The sequence below is a fragment of the Christiangramia qingdaonensis genome (genome assembly GCF_048381525.1).
Lineage (GTDB): Bacteria > Bacteroidota > Bacteroidia > Flavobacteriales > Flavobacteriaceae > Christiangramia.
Genome location: NZ_JBLWIM010000008.1, coordinates 669,054 through 685,083 on the forward strand (window position 1 = coordinate 669,054; position 16,030 = coordinate 685,083).

The window sequence follows — 16,030 nt, forward strand, 5'->3', positions numbered from 1 at the left end:
TTCCGGCTTTTTTAATATAGTAATTTGATTTCCTTAAGATCATAAGTCTGGAATAACTTTTCTTCCTTTTCTACCTCCAGTTTTCCTTCGGAAGTGACTCCTCTAATAATACCGTTAAACTTAGATCCATTAGCTTCAAACGTGGAAATAACATCCTTTCGGAATAAGTTCCGCTGATACTGATACATAAGTTGCTCTTCACTCATTTTGCTTAATGCCTTCAAGTGAAGGTCAAGGGTTTCACAGAGCTCATGAAGCAGTTCATCAACATTCCAGTGAATACCGGTAACGTTCTTTAGAGAAGTAGCCTGAGGCAGATTATCAAAGTTGGTCTGATTCACATTAATCCCAATCCCGATGATACTTGCTACGATCCCTTCGGTCTTGACGATATTTTCGATAAGAATACCACCCAGCTTTTTTCTTTGTGACATAATGTCGTTAGGCCATTTAACCTTAAGATGAGGTATATTTTTAGATCCAAGTACCCCTAAAATAGCCAGAGATATGCAGATGTTGAGATTAAAATATCTCGATATATTGAGTTCCCGTTGTGGGTAAAGTATACTAAAAGTGAGATTATGACCGGCTTGGACATCCCAGTTAGCACCTCTCTGTCCCCTACCGTTTGTTTGATGAGCTGCACTTACGCACACCGGTTCAAAACGACCTTTATTGTCATAGAACTTACGCACGAAATTGTTCGTAGAGTCAATGGCATCAACTTTGATTATACGCATGTTAGTTATAAGAGATATAGGCGTTAAATCTTCTGTAAGAATCTCTTCGAAAAGAGCAAAAAATGATAAATTTGCATAAATAAATCAAATTAATGTCAGAAAAGGAAAAAAACAGCGATCAACTTATTGCACATATTATTAAAGGGATTGAGGAAGTAAAGGGTAATGACATTGATATCCTTGATCTTAGAGAAATTGAGAACACAGTTTGCGACTACTTTATAATCTGTAATGGTACTTCAAACACACAGGTTAACGCCATAGTCAATTCCATACAAAAAACGGTTAGTAAAGAATTAAAGGATAAACCCTGGCACATCGAAGGTAGCGAGAATGCCGAATGGGTGCTAATGGACTACGTCAACGTTGTTGTACATGTTTTCCAGAAGCATATCCGGGAATTTTACGATATTGAAAGCCTTTGGGGTGACGCGAAGATCACTTCTATCCAAACAAGTTATTAAATTTAATTTTTAGCAAGACATAATGGCGAATCAAAAAGCGAAGAAAAAACTCGATCCCAGAAAACCTAAATTCAGTGCTTACTGGATTTATGCTGCGATCATTATTATATTTCTTGGTCTCAATTTATTCGGGGACGGTGGTTTCTCTGAACCTGCAAAAACGAACCCGGCACAATTTAAAGAATATCTTAAGAACGGCGATGTAGAGAAAGTTGAGATCATCAATCGTAATCAAGCACGTGTATATTTAACTCAGGAAGCAAAAGAGAAAGAAGTACACAAGAAAAACATCGATCCAGACCTTTTTTCAACCGGAGATTCTCCGGTATATTCATTTCAATTTGGTGACCTTCAGAATTTTGAAGACGATATTGATGAGATCAAAAATGAAAATAATCTAGCAACTGTAGTTACTTACGATACAAGCAGCGACATTCTGGGAGATCTATTCCTCACTCTCCTTCCGTTCATCCTGATTATTGGTGTCTGGATATTTATCATGAGAAAGATGAGCGCTGGAGGTGGCGGTGGAGCCGGTGGACAGATCTTCAACATTGGAAAGTCAAAAGCAAAATTATTTGATCAGAATACAGACGTTAAAACTTCTTTTAAAGATGTTGCTGGTCTTGAAGGTGCCAAGGAAGAAGTACAGGAAATTGTAGATTTTCTTAAGCAACCAGAGAAATATACTGCACTAGGAGGCAAGATTCCAAAAGGAGCATTATTAGTAGGACCTCCTGGAACAGGAAAGACCTTATTAGCTAAAGCCGTTGCCGGTGAAGCTAAAGTTCCTTTCTTCTCTTTATCTGGTTCAGATTTTGTAGAAATGTTTGTAGGTGTTGGTGCTTCCAGAGTGCGTGATCTATTCAAGCAGGCTAAAGAAAAATCTCCTTCTATCATATTTATAGATGAGATCGATGCTATAGGTAGAGCAAGGGGAAAAAGCAATTTCTCCGGCTCTAATGACGAAAGAGAAAATACTTTGAACCAGCTGTTAACTGAAATGGATGGTTTTGGAACGAATACGAATGTTATCGTAATTGCTGCAACTAACCGTGCAGATGTTCTTGATAAGGCATTGATGCGTGCAGGTAGATTTGACAGACAGATTTATGTAGACCTTCCAGATCTAAATGAAAGAAAAGAAATATTCGAAGTTCATTTAGCTCCTTTAAAAAGAGTTGCAGATGAACTTGACACTGAATTTTTAGCCAAGCAAACCCCAGGATTTTCTGGAGCAGATATTGCGAATGTTTGTAATGAAGCAGCCTTGATAGCTGCAAGAAAAGGAAACAAGGCAGTAGGGAAGCAGGATTTCTTAGATGCTGTAGATAGAATCGTAGGTGGTTTAGAGAAAAAGAACAAAATTATCACTCCTAGTGAGAAGAAAGCTATTGCATTTCACGAAGCTGGTCACGCAACCGTGAGCTGGATGTTAGAACATGCTGCCCCACTGGTTAAAGTTACTATCGTCCCTCGTGGACAATCTCTTGGAGCTGCATGGTATTTACCGGAAGAACGTTTAATCGTTCGTCCAGAGCAAATGCTGGATGAAATGTGTGCTGCTCTTGGTGGTCGTGCCGCAGAGAAAGTTATTTTTAATAAGATATCTACCGGAGCACTTAGTGATCTTGAAAAGGTTACAAAACAAGCCAGAGCGATGGTAACCATTTACGGTTTAAATGATGCTGTTGGAAACCTTACCTATTACGATAGTTCAGGACAGGGTGAATACAACTTCACGAAGCCTTACAGTGAGAAAACTTCAGAATTAATCGATAAGGAAATTTCAAATCTTATTGAAGAGCAATATAAACGTGCGCTTGATCTTTTAGAACTTCACAAGGATAAGCTTTCTCAATTAGCTGATATTCTTCTTGATAAAGAAGTTATTTTCAAAGATGATCTTGAAAAGATCTTCGGAAAAAGACCTTACGAAAGAGAAGAGCCAATTGGAAAACCGGTTAAAGAAACAAATACACTGCCTGAGGGGAATGATGTTTCAAACGAAACTATATCTTCTAATGATACAGCTTCCAAACCGAGTGATCACCTCGATCAGGATTCGGTTAATAAGTAGTGTAGAACTATAGCTAAAAAATCTGAAATTGAACAAGGGTTAATTTCAGATTTTTTAACTTTGATAAAATGTCTAAGAATCAGAACCCAACCCCATGAATCTATTCAAAAGGTTTCTTAATCCCAAGGCGAGAGCAGAGCAGGATCAGGACACGCCTGAGAAAGCAGACCGCGGGAAATATATGCCAGAGGTAAAACTACCTACTGACGAGCGATTTATGCTCAATTTTAAGAATAACGGGGGAAAATTCTTATACTGCATTGATGAAGCTGAAGTACAGGAAGCTTTCGACAATATACTTCTTGAAAACGACTGGTATGAAACAGAATGCTGTTGCTTTGATGATAACCTGAAAGAAAAGTTCAAGGGATTCAATCTTGAATTCAACCATTCAGCGAAAGCAGAATTCTATCTCTCTACTTGTGAATTTCTTGTTGCCAATGATGGTTCGATTCTCATATCATCCAACCAGATCAAGGAAAGAAAACTTCACGACCTTCCTGCTAATTTCATCATCCTTTCGAGTACAAGTCAGTTAATTGACACTATCGGAGAAGGACTAAGAGGAATCAAATTTAAAAACAAGCAGCAAATCCCTTCAAATATTACTACTATAAAGAATTTCGAAACTCAGAAAGAAGGTGATTTCATGAGTTACGGAAGTAGTACGAAGAACTTATACTTACTACTGCTGGAAGATCTGTAATTTATGAAGGAAACCATTATACGTACTGTATCAGGACTATTGTATACAGCCATTTTGGTTGCTTCGATACTCTCTTCAGAATTAATATTTATAATTCTCTTTTATCTGTTAAGCCTGGTCTGCCTTGTGGAGATGCAAAAACTGCTCCGACTCAAAAGCTACGCTCTGTTCATTTTACAGGCGGTACTGTTCTACCTGTTCAGTTTCCTTAAGTTTAACCAGGATGCAACTGTAATGTTATTATTCATAACAATCTTTGTGAATCTTTTCTTGGTCAAGGATCTTATTATCGTCAAAAAAATCCCGGTCTTCGAGAAGAAGAAATACATCATCATCATATTCTACCTTATTTCCTCTACGATCTTCCTAACCCTTATTCCCACCATAGAAGGTGTCTTTATTCCGAAGCTGGTCATAGGAATTTTCTTTTTAATATGGACCAACGATACTTTCGCTTATCTCGTAGGTAAAAACTTCGGAAAACATAAGCTTTACGAAAAGATTAGTCCGAATAAGACAGTGGAAGGATTTCTGGGTGGACTGGTATTTAGCTGCCTGATGAGTTATGCAATCTGGTATTACAGCCCTTTATTTCCAACCACCCTCTCTGACTTCAGCAAGTTTAATACACCACTCATATGGTTAGGAATGGCGATCATATTGAGTATTTTCGGAACATTAGGAGATTTAATCCAGTCAAAATTTAAGAGACAGGCTGGGGTAAAGGATAGTGGAAAATTGATGCCAGGACACGGCGGATTGTTTGACAGACTGGATAGTATTATATTTGCAAGCCCATTCGTCTATGCATATTTATATATATTGAATTATGTTTCATAAAGAAGGATACAAAATAATGATACTTACTGCGCTGATCCTAATTGCGATCAACGTAGTAACCTATAGTTTAATTGACCTGTATTGGTTGAAATTCGCGATTCTGGTAGCCTCGGTACTTTTCTTTTTATTGATCGTTCAGTTCTTTAGAAATCCAAAGAGACCTACCATTCATAATAATGAACATGTAGTCTCGCCTGTAGATGGTAAAGTTGTAGTAATTGAAGAAGTTTTTGAAAAGGAATACTTTAAGGATAAACGATTACAGGTTTCAATCTTCATGTCGCCATTAAACGTGCATGTTACCCGTCACCCGGTTGGAGGAAAAGTGAAATTCAGCAAATATCATCCTGGTAAATTTCTTGTCGCTTGGCATCCTAAATCCAGTGAAGAAAACGAAAGGACTACCGTGGTGGTAGAAAATGAAGTTGTTGGAGAAGTTCTATACAGACAAATCGCGGGAGCACTTGCAAAACGTATTGTGAATTATGCTGAGGAGGGAACAGAAGTAGTTCAGGGAAGTGATAGTGGCTTTATTAAGTTCGGTAGCCGCGTAGATGTATTTTTACCTATTGGGACCAATGTCAAGGTTGGAATTAATGATAAAGTAAAAGGCGGCGTAAGCGTAATTGCTGATGTTATATCATAACCAAAAGATGGCAGAAGAAAATATGAAATTTCTTAAAGCCTATGAAATGGCCAGTAAGACTGAGGAGCAATTTCCTCCAGATGTCATGCTGCATTTCTACGCACTATACAAGCGAGCTACGGAAAGGAATGGCTTTTATATTCCGCCAGGCAATCAGGGTGATCTAAGAAGCGCTTTTAAGATTAATGCTCTGGTACAGGTGAGAAAACTTAGCAAACAGGAAGCAGAAGAAAAATATATAGAACTGGTTGAAGAATACATAGGTAAGATCAACTAGCGTTAAACAAAAAAAGAGGATCAAATGATCCTCTTTTTTTGTACATAGTTTGATATATATCTAGCTTAGATTTTTAAGACTGGCTTTCAAAGCCTCGATTTTAGCTTCTGCGTCTGCCTTTTTGGTCTTTTCTATAGCTACCACTTTTTCTGGAGCGTTGTCTACAAATCGCTTATTAGATAATTTCTTATCTACAGATTTCAGAAAACCTTCAGTATAAGATAATTCCTCCTGGATCTTAGCCTTTTCAGCTTCTACATCGATTGCTCCAACGATAGGGATATAGTACTCGTTGCTTCGCACTCTAAAGGACAATGCACCTTCAGTAGCTTCCGTTACATAATTATAGCTAGATATATTACCCATTTTTGATATAACAGAATCAAAACTATTGCTGGTATTTTCATTATTCATAGCCATCAATTCTATCTGATTCTTAAAGGCAATATTCTTGTCCTTTCTAATCTTTCTTACTCCGGCAATCACTTCAGAAGCGTGAGCGAACTCCTTGATGATAGTTTCATCAAAAGAAGTTTGTTCCGGCCATTTTGCAATAATCAGTGCTTCTTCTGAAGATCTTTCAGTAATAGTTTGCCAGATTTCTTCAGAAACGAATGGCATGAAAGGATGAAGTATTTTTAAGTTGTCTTCCAGAATTTCGATGACCTGATTGTAAGTAACCGCATCAATTGGATCTCCGTAACCAGGTTTCACCATTTCCAGGAACCAGGAACAGTAATCATCCCATATCAATTTATAGGTAGACATAAGCGCGTCACTTATCCTGTATTTCGAATAATGGTCTTCGATCTCTCTAAGACTAAGCTGAAATTTCGCTTTATACCACTCGATCGCTTTCTTAGCAGTTTCCGGTTGCTCGATCTCTTCTGAAATCTCCCAGCCTCTCACTAGTCTGAAAGCATTCCAAATTTTATTTGTAAAGGCACTACCCTGCTTGCATAGATCTTCATCGAACATAAGGTCATTCCCAGCAGGAGAACTCAATAGCATTCCCACACGAACACCATCTGCTCCGTATTGCTCGATCAAAGCAAGTGGATCTGGTGAATTACCTAAAGATTTAGACATCTTACGACGCTGCTTATCCCGAACTATTCCTGTAAGATATACGTTCTTAAAAGGTTTTTCTCCACGGTACTCATAACCAGCCATGATCATACGTGCCACCCAGAAAAATAAAATTTCAGGCGCTGTTACCAGGTCATTGGTAGGATAGTAATATTGTATTTCTTTGTTTTCCGGCTCCAAGATTCCGTTAAAAACGCTCATTGGCCATAACCATGATGAGAACCATGTATCCAATGCATCTTTATCCTGAGTAAGATCTTCAGCTTGAAGTGATTCATTCTGAGTAACTTTCCTGGCTTTTTCCAGTGCCAGTTCAGCAGTTTCAGCTACTACAAAATCCTCCTTTCCAGTTCCGTAGAAATAAGCTGGAATTTGCTGTCCCCACCACAACTGACGGGAGATATTCCAGTCCCGAACATTTTCCATCCAGTGCTTATAAGTGTTCAAAAACTTTTCTGGCACCAGGTTAATATCGTCACCTACTACAGCTTTGATAGCAGGCTCTGCCATCTCTTTCATTTTCAGAAACCATTGATCGCTAAGTTTCGGTTCGATCACGGCACCTGTTCTTTCACTGGTTCCCACTTTATTCACGTGATCTTCCACTTTTGAAAGATTACCAGAAAGTTCCAGTTCCTCTACAATCTCTGCACGAACTACGAAACGATCTTTACCTTCGTAATGTAAACCATAATTGTTCAGGGTCGCATCATCGTTCAGGATATCAATAACATCAAGATTATGCTTCTCTCCTAGGTTCTTATCATTCTCATCATGCGCTGGAGTAACTTTTAAACATCCGGTTCCAAACTCCATGTCCACATATTCATCCTCGATAATTGGAATGCTTCGATTGCAAATTGGCACGATCGCTTTTTTACCTCGAAGATGTGCAAAACGCTCATCATTCGGATTAATACAAATTGCGGTATCTCCAAGGATGGTTTCCGGTCTTGTCGTAGCAATGGTAAGATAATCATCGCTACCTTCTACTTTATATTTTAGATAGAAAAGCTTTCCATTACGCTCTTCATAATTCACTTCTTCGTCTGAAAGTGTTGTTTTTGCCTGAGGATCCCAGTTCACCATACGGTAACCACGGTAGATAAGACCTTTTTCGTAAAGATCTACAAAAACTTTAATGACTGAAGCAGACATGTTATCGTCCATCGTAAACTTTGTACGCTCCCAGTCACAGGAGGCACCAAGATGTTTTAATTGCTGTAGAATGATCCCACCATGCTTATGAGTCCAGTCCCAGGCATGTTGTAGAAATTCATCACGGCTTAAGTCATTCTTATCAATACCTTCCTCCTTTAATTTAGCTACAACCTTAGCTTCTGTAGCGATGGACGCATGATCTGTTCCCGGCACCCAACAGGCATTATAGCCCTTCAATCTTGCTCTACGAACCAGCACGTCCTGAATGGTATTATTCAGCATGTGTCCCATATGAAGAACTCCCGTTACATTGGGTGGCGGGATCACTATCGTATAAGGTTCGCGCTCATCTACTTCAGAGTGAAAGTAGTTGTTCTTCATCCAGTAGTCATACCACTTATCCTCTACTTTTTTCGCATTGTATTGTGAAGCAATTGCCATTTCTTGGTCTGGTTTTTGAAATAATGGCAAAAGTAATTATTAATGAAGGATTATGAAAGCTGCTGAAATGATTAAAATTTTGAGAGTTAAGGCATTTCAGCTTATATTTACTAATCCGATTAAATAACTGAATTATGAGAAAATTGATTGCAATCGTAGTTTTCGTACTGGCAGGATTTGCTACTACCCAGGCGCAAAACTCGGCTAAGTTCGAGTTTGAGTCTGAAACGATCGACTATGGTATTATAAAAAAAGGTAGCGACGGAGTGCGTGTCTTCAAATTTAAAAATGTTGGAGATGAACCACTTATTGTTGAGGATGTGAAATCGAGCTGTGGCTGTACGATTCCTAAAAAACCAGAGAAAGCTGTTATGCCTGGTGAAATGGGTGAAATAGAAGTGAAGTATGACACCAAAAGAGTTGGACATATCAGGAAAACTGTTACAGTTTATTCTAATGCTGAAGAACCTATAAAAGCATTGAAAATCAAGGGTCAGATAATAGATGACACAGAAAGCCAATCGTAGCTTCTGTAATTAAGTACCTAAGCCTCCGTGATGGAGGCTTTTTTTTTGCTGAAATTTAACTGCTTAGGCAGAACAATTCAGGATTGTTTATTCTTGATTCAGGCTTTATTTTTGCAATTTTGCAAACCTATAAAAGAACTATCATGCCAAAGATTTCAAGTAAAGGGCAGCAAATGCCTGAATCACCTATAAGAAAATTAGTCCCTTATGCTGAAGCGGCTGCTGCAAAGGGTAAGATTATATACCAGTTAAATATTGGTCAGCCTGATATAAAGACTCCTGAGATAGTCCTTAATGCTGTAAAAAATCATGACATTGAAGTACTGTCTTACAGTCATTCTGCAGGGTTTGAAAGTTATCGTGAGAAGCTAGCTTCTTATTATAATAACACCTCTCTTCCGGTTGAAAAGCAGGATATTATCATTACCACCGGAGGATCTGAAGCGCTTCTTTTTACAATGGGAAGCATCACAGATCAGGGGGATGAAGTGATCATTCCAGAACCATTTTACGCGAACTACAATGGCTTTGCAACTGCTTCCGGAGTAACAATTAAACCAATTCAATCTAAGATCGAAGATGGCTTTGCATTACCTCCTATTTCAGAATTTGAAAAACTCATCACTGAGAAAACTAAAGCTATACTTATTTGCAATCCTGGTAATCCAACAGGATACCTGTATACAAAAGAAGAAATTCAACAACTTGCCGATCTTGCACTAAAACATGACCTGTTTATTGTTTCAGACGAGGTTTATCGCGAATTCGCTTATGATGGTGTGAAACACCATTCTATTATGAGCATTCCTGAGCTGGCGAACCATGCAATCATGGTAGATTCAGTTTCGAAAAGATATAGTATGTGTGGAGCACGAATTGGTTGCCTGGTATCCAAAAACACCGAAGTGATTGCAACCGCCATGAAATTTGCGCAGGCAAGACTAAGCCCACCTACTTTCGCTCAGATTGCAAGTGAAGCTGCCCTTGACACACCACAGAGCTATTTTGACGAGGTGATCGAGCAATATACTTTTAGAAGAGATCTTCTTGTAAAAGGGTTAGAAAAAATTGAAGGTGTTAAGGTGGCAAACCCAAAAGGCGCTTTCTATTGTATCGCTGAACTACCTATCGCTAATGCAGATGATTTTGCAAAATGGTTACTGGAAGATTTTGAAGATCACAATGAAACCATCATGGTTGCACCAGCAGCAGGATTTTACTCCACTCCGAATACCGGACTAAACCAGGTTAGAATCGCATATGTATTGAAAAAAGAAAATCTTGAACGTGCACTTGTGATTCTTGAGAAAGCATTAAAGCAGTATAACAACAAAGCTTAATGCAGGTTATTCGTAACTTTTCACTAAAGGATTACAACAGTTTCGGCATCGATGTTCGAGCAGATAAATTTGTATCGGTTTCAAGGATCGACGATCTAAGACGTCTTCTTAAAAAAAGTTATTCTTCTGAATTGTTTATTCTTGGCGGTGGCAGCAACATGCTCCTTACTCAGGATATTCATAAAACGGTAGTTCATATTGCCCTGAAGGGTATAGAAGTAGTTTCAGAAAATGAAAATGAAGTAATTCTGGAGGTTGCTGCCGGAGAAAACTGGCATGAACTAGTACTTCATACTATAGAAAAAGGTTACGGCGGATTAGAGAATCTATCGCTTATTCCTGGCAACGTAGGAACCTCTCCCATCCAGAACATTGGCGCTTATGGAGTTGAACTTAAAGACTGTTTTATAAGTTGTCATGCGATGAATATTCAAACCATCGAAGAGAGAGAGTTCACTCGCAAAGAATGCAATTTCGGATATCGTAATTCAGTTTTCAAGAATGAATTGAAAGGTCTTTATATTATTACCTCTGTGCGTTTCAGGCTAACTAAAAAAAATCATCAGTTAAATCTGGATTACGGGGCAATTCGCAATGAACTGGAGAACTCTGGAATAAAAAACCCTGGAATCAAGGATATTTCGAATGCAGTTATCGCTATTCGAAGATCAAAATTACCTGATCCTAAGGAAATTGGAAATAGTGGTAGTTTCTTTAAGAATCCTGTGATCACCAAGGATCAATTTGAAGAATTACAGCGGGATCATCCTGAAATTCCTTCTTATCATGTATCTGAAGATGAAATAAAGATCCCCGCAGGCTGGTTAATTGATCAATCTGGGCTGAAAGGTTACCGTAATGGAGATGCCGGGGTTCATAAGAATCAGGCACTGGTGTTGGTTAATTATGGTGAAGCTACAGGAGAGGAAATTTTAATGCTGGCTAAAATGATTCAGGATAAGGTTTCTCAGAAGTTTGGAGTTCCTCTTGAAGCTGAAGTCAATATTATAGAATAAAAAAAGGAGCGCAAATGCGCTCCCTTTTTTTTTTTTTTCGTTGTCGAATTATGCTTTCTTCATCACTACTGCATCAATGATGTGCACAACTCCATTAGAAGCATCAACATCAGCCTGTACTACAGTTGCTTTATTTCCATTCTCATCAGTAAGGATTACATTTTCACCTTCTAAAGATGCTGTAAGCTCTCCTCCACCAACGGTAGAAACTGCATAAGTTCCATCATTATCCTGGATCATTTTAACAAGATCTGCAGCCATAACTTCACCTTCCACTACATGGTATTTTAAGACACCAGCTAGTTTATCTTTATTCTCTTCCATCATTAGGCTTTCCAATGTAGCCTGATCTACTTTAGAGAATGCGGCATTGTTAGGTGCAAATACAGTAAAAGGACCTTCTTCTGTTTTCATCATTTCTGCTAATTCAGCAGCTTGTAGAGCAGATACTAATGTACTTAAAGTATCGGTAGCCATAGCTTTAGCTGCAATGCTGTTGGATTGCATTTCCTGCTTTTCTTTTTCAGCTTGCATTTCAGCCTCTCTTTCTTCGGCTTCCATTTGCTCCATTTTCTCTTTTTCTTCCTGCTCTTTTTTGTTACCATCTTCACATGATGTGAAAACGACTGCTGTAAGTGCAAGAGTTGTAAATAACATTTTAAATTTCATATTGTAGTTTTTTCGTGGTTAACGCTGCAAGATATCTCTGAATTAACTGATAGCGCTACTTATTCGATTAAAGTTTAGTTAAATAGTGTAAACGATATACTAATGATACGACCAATTTTCAGTTGCCTGTTTTTATTATTATTTTTGCAACAGAATTCAAAGTCTATGAAACTATTTATAATCAGTTTAGTCCTGCTAGGTCTTGCATTTGCAGGAATCGCAATTAAAATATGGGGTAAGAAAGATGGAAAGTTCGCTGGTACATGCGCGAGCCAGAATCCATACCTTAATAAATCTGGTGAACCATGTAGTTTCTGCGGAAAGTTGCCAGATGAAATGGAAAATTGTTCAGATACCGCCAAGACTACTTAGATTAAATGGAGATAATTTTATTTGGCCTGTTTATACTCACCGGTATAATCAATATCCTCTATAACCTAAGTTTTTTTTCATTCACATCTGCTTCTTCGGAAAAGTCACAAGCTTTAAATCTTCCCGTTTCAGTAATTGTTTGTGCAAAAAACGAAGAAGACAATCTTCAAAACTTTATACCAGGAATTCTTGAGCAGAATCATCCAAATTTTGAACTTATCCTTATTAATGATGCTTCCGCAGACAATAGTCTGGACGTTATGGAGCATTTTCAGAATATTGATCCAAGAGTAAAAATTGTGAATGTTCAGAACATTGAAGCATTCTGGGCAAATAAAAAATACGCACTCACTCTAGGTATCAAAAAAGCTTCGAATAAGTATTTATTATTTACAGATGCCGATTGTGTTCCTCAATCTAAGGATTGGATTACAGAAATGACAAGCCATTTCACCACCAAGGATATCGTTCTTGGATATGGTGGTTACTTCAAACAAAAGAAATCAATACTGAATAAGTTAATTAGATTCGAAACATTACTAACAGCTATTCAGTATTTCAGTTATGCAAAATTAGGGATACCATATATGGGCGTGGGACGAAATCTCGCCTATACCTCTGAGAGATTTTACGAATTGAAAGGCTTTGCAAGTCATCTACATATAAAATCTGGCGATGATGATCTATTCGTTAATGAAGCTGCGAATGATGAAAATACCGCCATCTGTTTTTCTGAAAATTCTATCACACGGAGTGTTCCCAAAAAAAGTTTTTCAGAATGGACAAAACAGAAGCGCAGACATGTTTCTACCGCTAAACAATACCAACAGAAGCATCAGGTTTTGCTTGGCGTATATTACTCGGCAAGATTACTTTTCTTGCTACTTTTTATTCTACTTGCAGTCCTTCAGATTTACCCTATTGCTGTTCTATCGATTCTGGTCATAAAATTGATCTTCGACGGAATTGTCTATTATAATGCTGCGGAAAAACTAGATGAAAAGGATGTGATCTGGTTCTATCCATTCTTCGATATATTTTTAATATTTTTCCAATTGGCTATATTTAGCTCCAATCTCATTTCAAAACCAGGACAGTGGAAGTAAATCCCAATCAGCTCTCTGAGAAAATTAGTGGAGCCAAGAAAGGAAGTCAGTCGGCATTCAATTACCTGGTAGACAGGTTCTGGGGAGATGTTTATGGTTTTCAGCTTAAAAAGACCCAGAATGAGTATGAAGCTGAAGATATTACAATTCAAACCTTTTCCAAAGCCTTTAATCGTATAGAGACCTTTGATGACAATTATTCCTTTGCTACCTGGCTTATTGCGATCTCCAAGAATATCCATATAGATCAAATAAGGAAGAAAAAAGCTTCTATTAGATCTAAAACCTCTATGCAGGATGAAGACCAGGTCTACCAGATCGCAGATGATACGCCGGGAATTGAGGATAAACTTATTAAGGAACAAAATCTCGAGCAATTACTTTTTGACATTAAGCAATTGAAACCTCATTACCAGGAAGTCATCAATCTTAGATTTTTTCAGGAGAAATCATATAAAGAAATCGCAGAATTCCTGGACGAACCCATGAATAATATTAAGGTAAAGCTGCTGCGTGCCAAGAAGTTACTCGCCGCTATAATTGAAAGCAGAAATAGCTAAGTAAGGAATGGAATTGGCAGGAGTCTAATTTATGCAGTTCAGCTTATTATTGTATCTTTGAAACAGAGATTTATTGCTATGAATACAGACGTTGCTCCAGTTAAAACCAAAACACAAAGAACTCCAAAACCAAAGTGGTTGCGAGTGAAACTTCCTACCGGTAAGAAATATACCGAGTTGAGAAGCCTGGTTGACAAATACGATCTACACACCATTTGCACTTCTGGTAGTTGCCCAAATATGGGTGAATGCTGGAGTGAAGGGACCGCTACTTTTATGATTCTTGGAAATGTATGTACGAGATCCTGTGGATTTTGCGGTGTGAAAACCGGCCGACCAGAAACTGTAGATTGGGATGAACCTGAAAAGGTTGCCAGATCCATCAAGATCATGGGAATCAAGCATGCGGTAGTTACCAGTGTGGACCGTGATGACCTTAAGGATATGGGTTCAATTATCTGGGCAGAGACTGTCAAAGCGATTCGAAGAATGAATCCTGAAACTACACTGGAAACATTAATTCCCGATTTTCAGGGAAACGAACGTAATATAGATCGTATCATCGAAGTAAGCCCGGAAGTAGTTTCTCACAACATGGAAACCGTTAAGCGTCTTACCAGAGAAGTGCGTATACAAGCGAAATACGATCGAAGCCTTGCTGTTCTAAAATATCTTAAGGACAATGGAATTCGAAGAACCAAGTCTGGAATCATGCTAGGACTTGGCGAAAAGGAAGAAGAAGTATTCCAGACCCTTAGAGATCTGCGCGACGCAGGAGTTGATGTTGTGACTATTGGGCAATATCTTCAACCAAGTAAGAAACACTTACCTGTTAAGCAATTTATCACACCAGATCAATTCAAGCGTTATGAAGAATATGGTCTCGAGCTAGGTTTCAGACATGTTGAAAGTAGTGCTCTGGTAAGATCTTCTTATAAGGCTCAAAAGCACATAAATTAAGAAGTTTACATGGCGAGTCCTGTAAAAATTGCCATTAACGGCTTCGGCCGAATTGGTAGAAACCTTTTCAGACTTTTACTTAGTCATCCCGGGATCGAAGTTGTTGCCATCAATGATATTCATGATGCCGCCAGTCTCGCACATTTACTTCGGTATGATAGTATCCACGGAAGAATATTCAATGATATTTCTGCGGGCGACAATGAGATAATTGTTGACGGTCGCTCTATTCCTTTGCTGAATTTCGAAAAACCCGCAGATATTCCCTGGAATAATTTTGGAGTAGAATTAGTAGTGGAAAGTAGCGGAAAATTCAAAACTTCTGAAGCCCTCCTACCTCATTTGAAGGAAGGGGTAAAAAAGGTGATACTTTCAGTTCCGCCACAGGACGATGATATAAAGATGATCGTACTTGGGGTGAACGAACATATACTTACAGGTGAAGAGAAGATCATCTCGAATGCTTCCTGTACGACTAATAATGCAGCTCCTATGCTCAAGGTGATCCATGATCACTTAAAAGTTACTCAGGCTTACATAACAACTGTCCACTCCTATACTTCAGACCAGAGCTTACATGATAAGCCGCACAAGGACCTAAGGAGAAGTCGGGCAGCGGCACAATCTATCATTCCAACTACCACAGGAGCTGCAAAGGCTTTAACAGGAATTTTCCCTGACCTGAGTGAAGTTATTGGTGGATGCGGAATTAGAGTTCCAGTTCCTAACGGATCTCTAACAGACATGACACTTAATGTTGCAAAATCAACGAGCATTGAAGAAGTAAACCGACTTTTCAAAAATACTGCAGAAAATGAGATGTCCGGAATTTTGGAGTATACAGAAGATCCTATAGTATCTGTAGATATCCTTGACAATAAATACAGCTGTATATTTGACGCTGGAATGACTTCAGTCATCGATGGCACACTCATCAAATTAATAGGGTGGTATGACAACGAAATAGGCTACTCTAACCGTCTTATCGATTTAATTTCACTTGTTAACGATAAATAGCTATATTTAACAACTTATT

At 38.4% G+C, this 16,030-nt stretch carries 17 protein-coding genes; 14 read left to right on the top strand and 3 right to left on the bottom strand.

Annotated elements, in window-relative coordinates:
* Window positions 1–11: 11 nt before the first annotated feature.
* On the bottom strand, window positions 12–740 hold the full coding sequence (locus ACNI3T_RS03770) for a biotin--[acetyl-CoA-carboxylase] ligase (protein WP_418226689.1): 729 nt from the start codon (window positions 738–740) through the stop codon (window positions 12–14).
* A gap of 92 nt (window positions 741–832) precedes the next feature.
* Here ACNI3T_RS03770 and rsfS point away from each other — a divergent pair, with 92 nt between their 5' ends.
* The 6 genes from rsfS (at window position 833) to ACNI3T_RS03800 (ending at window position 5,753) form a co-directional block, all read left to right on the top strand.
* Complete coding sequence (gene rsfS / locus ACNI3T_RS03775) at window positions 833–1,204, top strand: ribosome silencing factor (protein WP_141876957.1); 372 nt, start codon at window positions 833–835, stop codon at window positions 1,202–1,204.
* A 22-nt stretch (window positions 1,205–1,226) separates the two neighbouring features.
* Entirely contained in the window at window positions 1,227–3,284 is a 2,058-nt protein-coding gene (gene ftsH / locus ACNI3T_RS03780) for an ATP-dependent zinc metalloprotease FtsH (protein ID WP_322302043.1), read from the top strand.
* Between the two features lie 94 nt (window positions 3,285–3,378).
* Window positions 3,379–3,990 (top strand): LUD domain-containing protein, encoded by a 612-nt coding sequence (locus ACNI3T_RS03785; protein WP_141876955.1) that lies wholly within the window; start codon window positions 3,379–3,381, stop codon window positions 3,988–3,990.
* A 3-nt stretch (window positions 3,991–3,993) separates the two neighbouring features.
* Complete coding sequence (locus tag ACNI3T_RS03790; RefSeq protein ID WP_141876954.1) at window positions 3,994–4,830, top strand: phosphatidate cytidylyltransferase; 837 nt, start codon at window positions 3,994–3,996, stop codon at window positions 4,828–4,830.
* Entirely contained in the window at window positions 4,820–5,476 is a 657-nt protein-coding gene (locus tag ACNI3T_RS03795) for a phosphatidylserine decarboxylase family protein (protein ID WP_322302042.1), read from the top strand. Before ACNI3T_RS03790 ends, ACNI3T_RS03795 begins: the two co-directional genes overlap by 11 nt.
* Window positions 5,477–5,498: 22 nt before the next feature.
* Window positions 5,499–5,753, top strand: a complete 255-nt coding sequence (locus ACNI3T_RS03800; RefSeq protein ID WP_260443369.1) for an acyl-CoA-binding protein — start codon at window positions 5,499–5,501, stop codon at window positions 5,751–5,753.
* A 60-nt stretch (window positions 5,754–5,813) separates the two neighbouring features.
* Here ACNI3T_RS03800 and ACNI3T_RS03805 read toward each other — a convergent pair whose 3' ends face one another.
* Window positions 5,814–8,444: a valine--tRNA ligase gene (locus ACNI3T_RS03805; protein ID WP_418226690.1), complete on the bottom strand. Its 2,631-nt coding sequence runs from the start codon at window positions 8,442–8,444 to the stop codon at window positions 5,814–5,816.
* 134 nt (window positions 8,445–8,578) lie between these two features.
* On the opposite strand from ACNI3T_RS03805, the gene ACNI3T_RS03810 reads away from it, so the two are divergent.
* The 3 genes from ACNI3T_RS03810 to murB all read left to right on the top strand — a co-directional run bounded on the left by ACNI3T_RS03810 (window position 8,579) and on the right by murB (window position 11,327).
* Window positions 8,579–8,971, top strand: a complete 393-nt coding sequence (locus ACNI3T_RS03810; RefSeq protein ID WP_418226691.1) for a DUF1573 domain-containing protein — start codon at window positions 8,579–8,581, stop codon at window positions 8,969–8,971.
* A 143-nt stretch (window positions 8,972–9,114) separates the two neighbouring features.
* A complete protein-coding gene (locus tag ACNI3T_RS03815) occupies window positions 9,115–10,311 on the top strand; it encodes a pyridoxal phosphate-dependent aminotransferase (protein WP_418226692.1) in 1,197 nt (398 codons plus the stop codon).
* Window positions 10,311–11,327 (top strand): UDP-N-acetylmuramate dehydrogenase, encoded by a 1,017-nt coding sequence (murB, locus tag ACNI3T_RS03820; protein ID WP_418226693.1) that lies wholly within the window; start codon window positions 10,311–10,313, stop codon window positions 11,325–11,327. Before ACNI3T_RS03815 ends, murB begins: the two co-directional genes overlap by 1 nt.
* 48 nt (window positions 11,328–11,375) lie before the next feature.
* On the opposite strand, the gene ACNI3T_RS03825 is transcribed toward murB, so the two are convergent.
* Complete coding sequence (locus ACNI3T_RS03825; RefSeq protein ID WP_418226694.1) at window positions 11,376–11,996, bottom strand: fasciclin domain-containing protein; 621 nt, start codon at window positions 11,994–11,996, stop codon at window positions 11,376–11,378.
* Between the two features lie 165 nt (window positions 11,997–12,161).
* On the opposite strand from ACNI3T_RS03825, the gene ACNI3T_RS03830 reads away from it, so the two are divergent.
* The 5 genes from ACNI3T_RS03830 (at window position 12,162) to gap (ending at window position 16,011) form a co-directional block, all read left to right on the top strand.
* On the top strand, window positions 12,162–12,368 hold the full coding sequence (locus tag ACNI3T_RS03830) for a membrane or secreted protein (RefSeq protein ID WP_141876946.1): 207 nt from the start codon (window positions 12,162–12,164) through the stop codon (window positions 12,366–12,368).
* Window positions 12,369–12,373: 5 nt separating this feature from the next.
* Window positions 12,374–13,474, top strand: a complete 1,101-nt coding sequence (locus ACNI3T_RS03835; RefSeq protein ID WP_418226695.1) for a glycosyltransferase — start codon at window positions 12,374–12,376, stop codon at window positions 13,472–13,474.
* On the top strand, window positions 13,465–14,034 hold the full coding sequence (locus tag ACNI3T_RS03840) for an RNA polymerase sigma factor (protein WP_322302035.1): 570 nt from the start codon (window positions 13,465–13,467) through the stop codon (window positions 14,032–14,034). The genes ACNI3T_RS03835 and ACNI3T_RS03840 overlap by 10 nt, the downstream gene beginning before the upstream one ends.
* Window positions 14,035–14,112: 78 nt before the next feature.
* On the top strand, window positions 14,113–14,994 hold the full coding sequence (gene lipA / locus ACNI3T_RS03845) for a lipoyl synthase (protein WP_322302034.1): 882 nt from the start codon (window positions 14,113–14,115) through the stop codon (window positions 14,992–14,994).
* A gap of 9 nt (window positions 14,995–15,003) precedes the next feature.
* Window positions 15,004–16,011 (top strand): type I glyceraldehyde-3-phosphate dehydrogenase, encoded by a 1,008-nt coding sequence (gene gap, locus ACNI3T_RS03850; protein ID WP_418226696.1) that lies wholly within the window; start codon window positions 15,004–15,006, stop codon window positions 16,009–16,011.
* Window positions 16,012–16,030 lie beyond the last annotated feature (19 nt).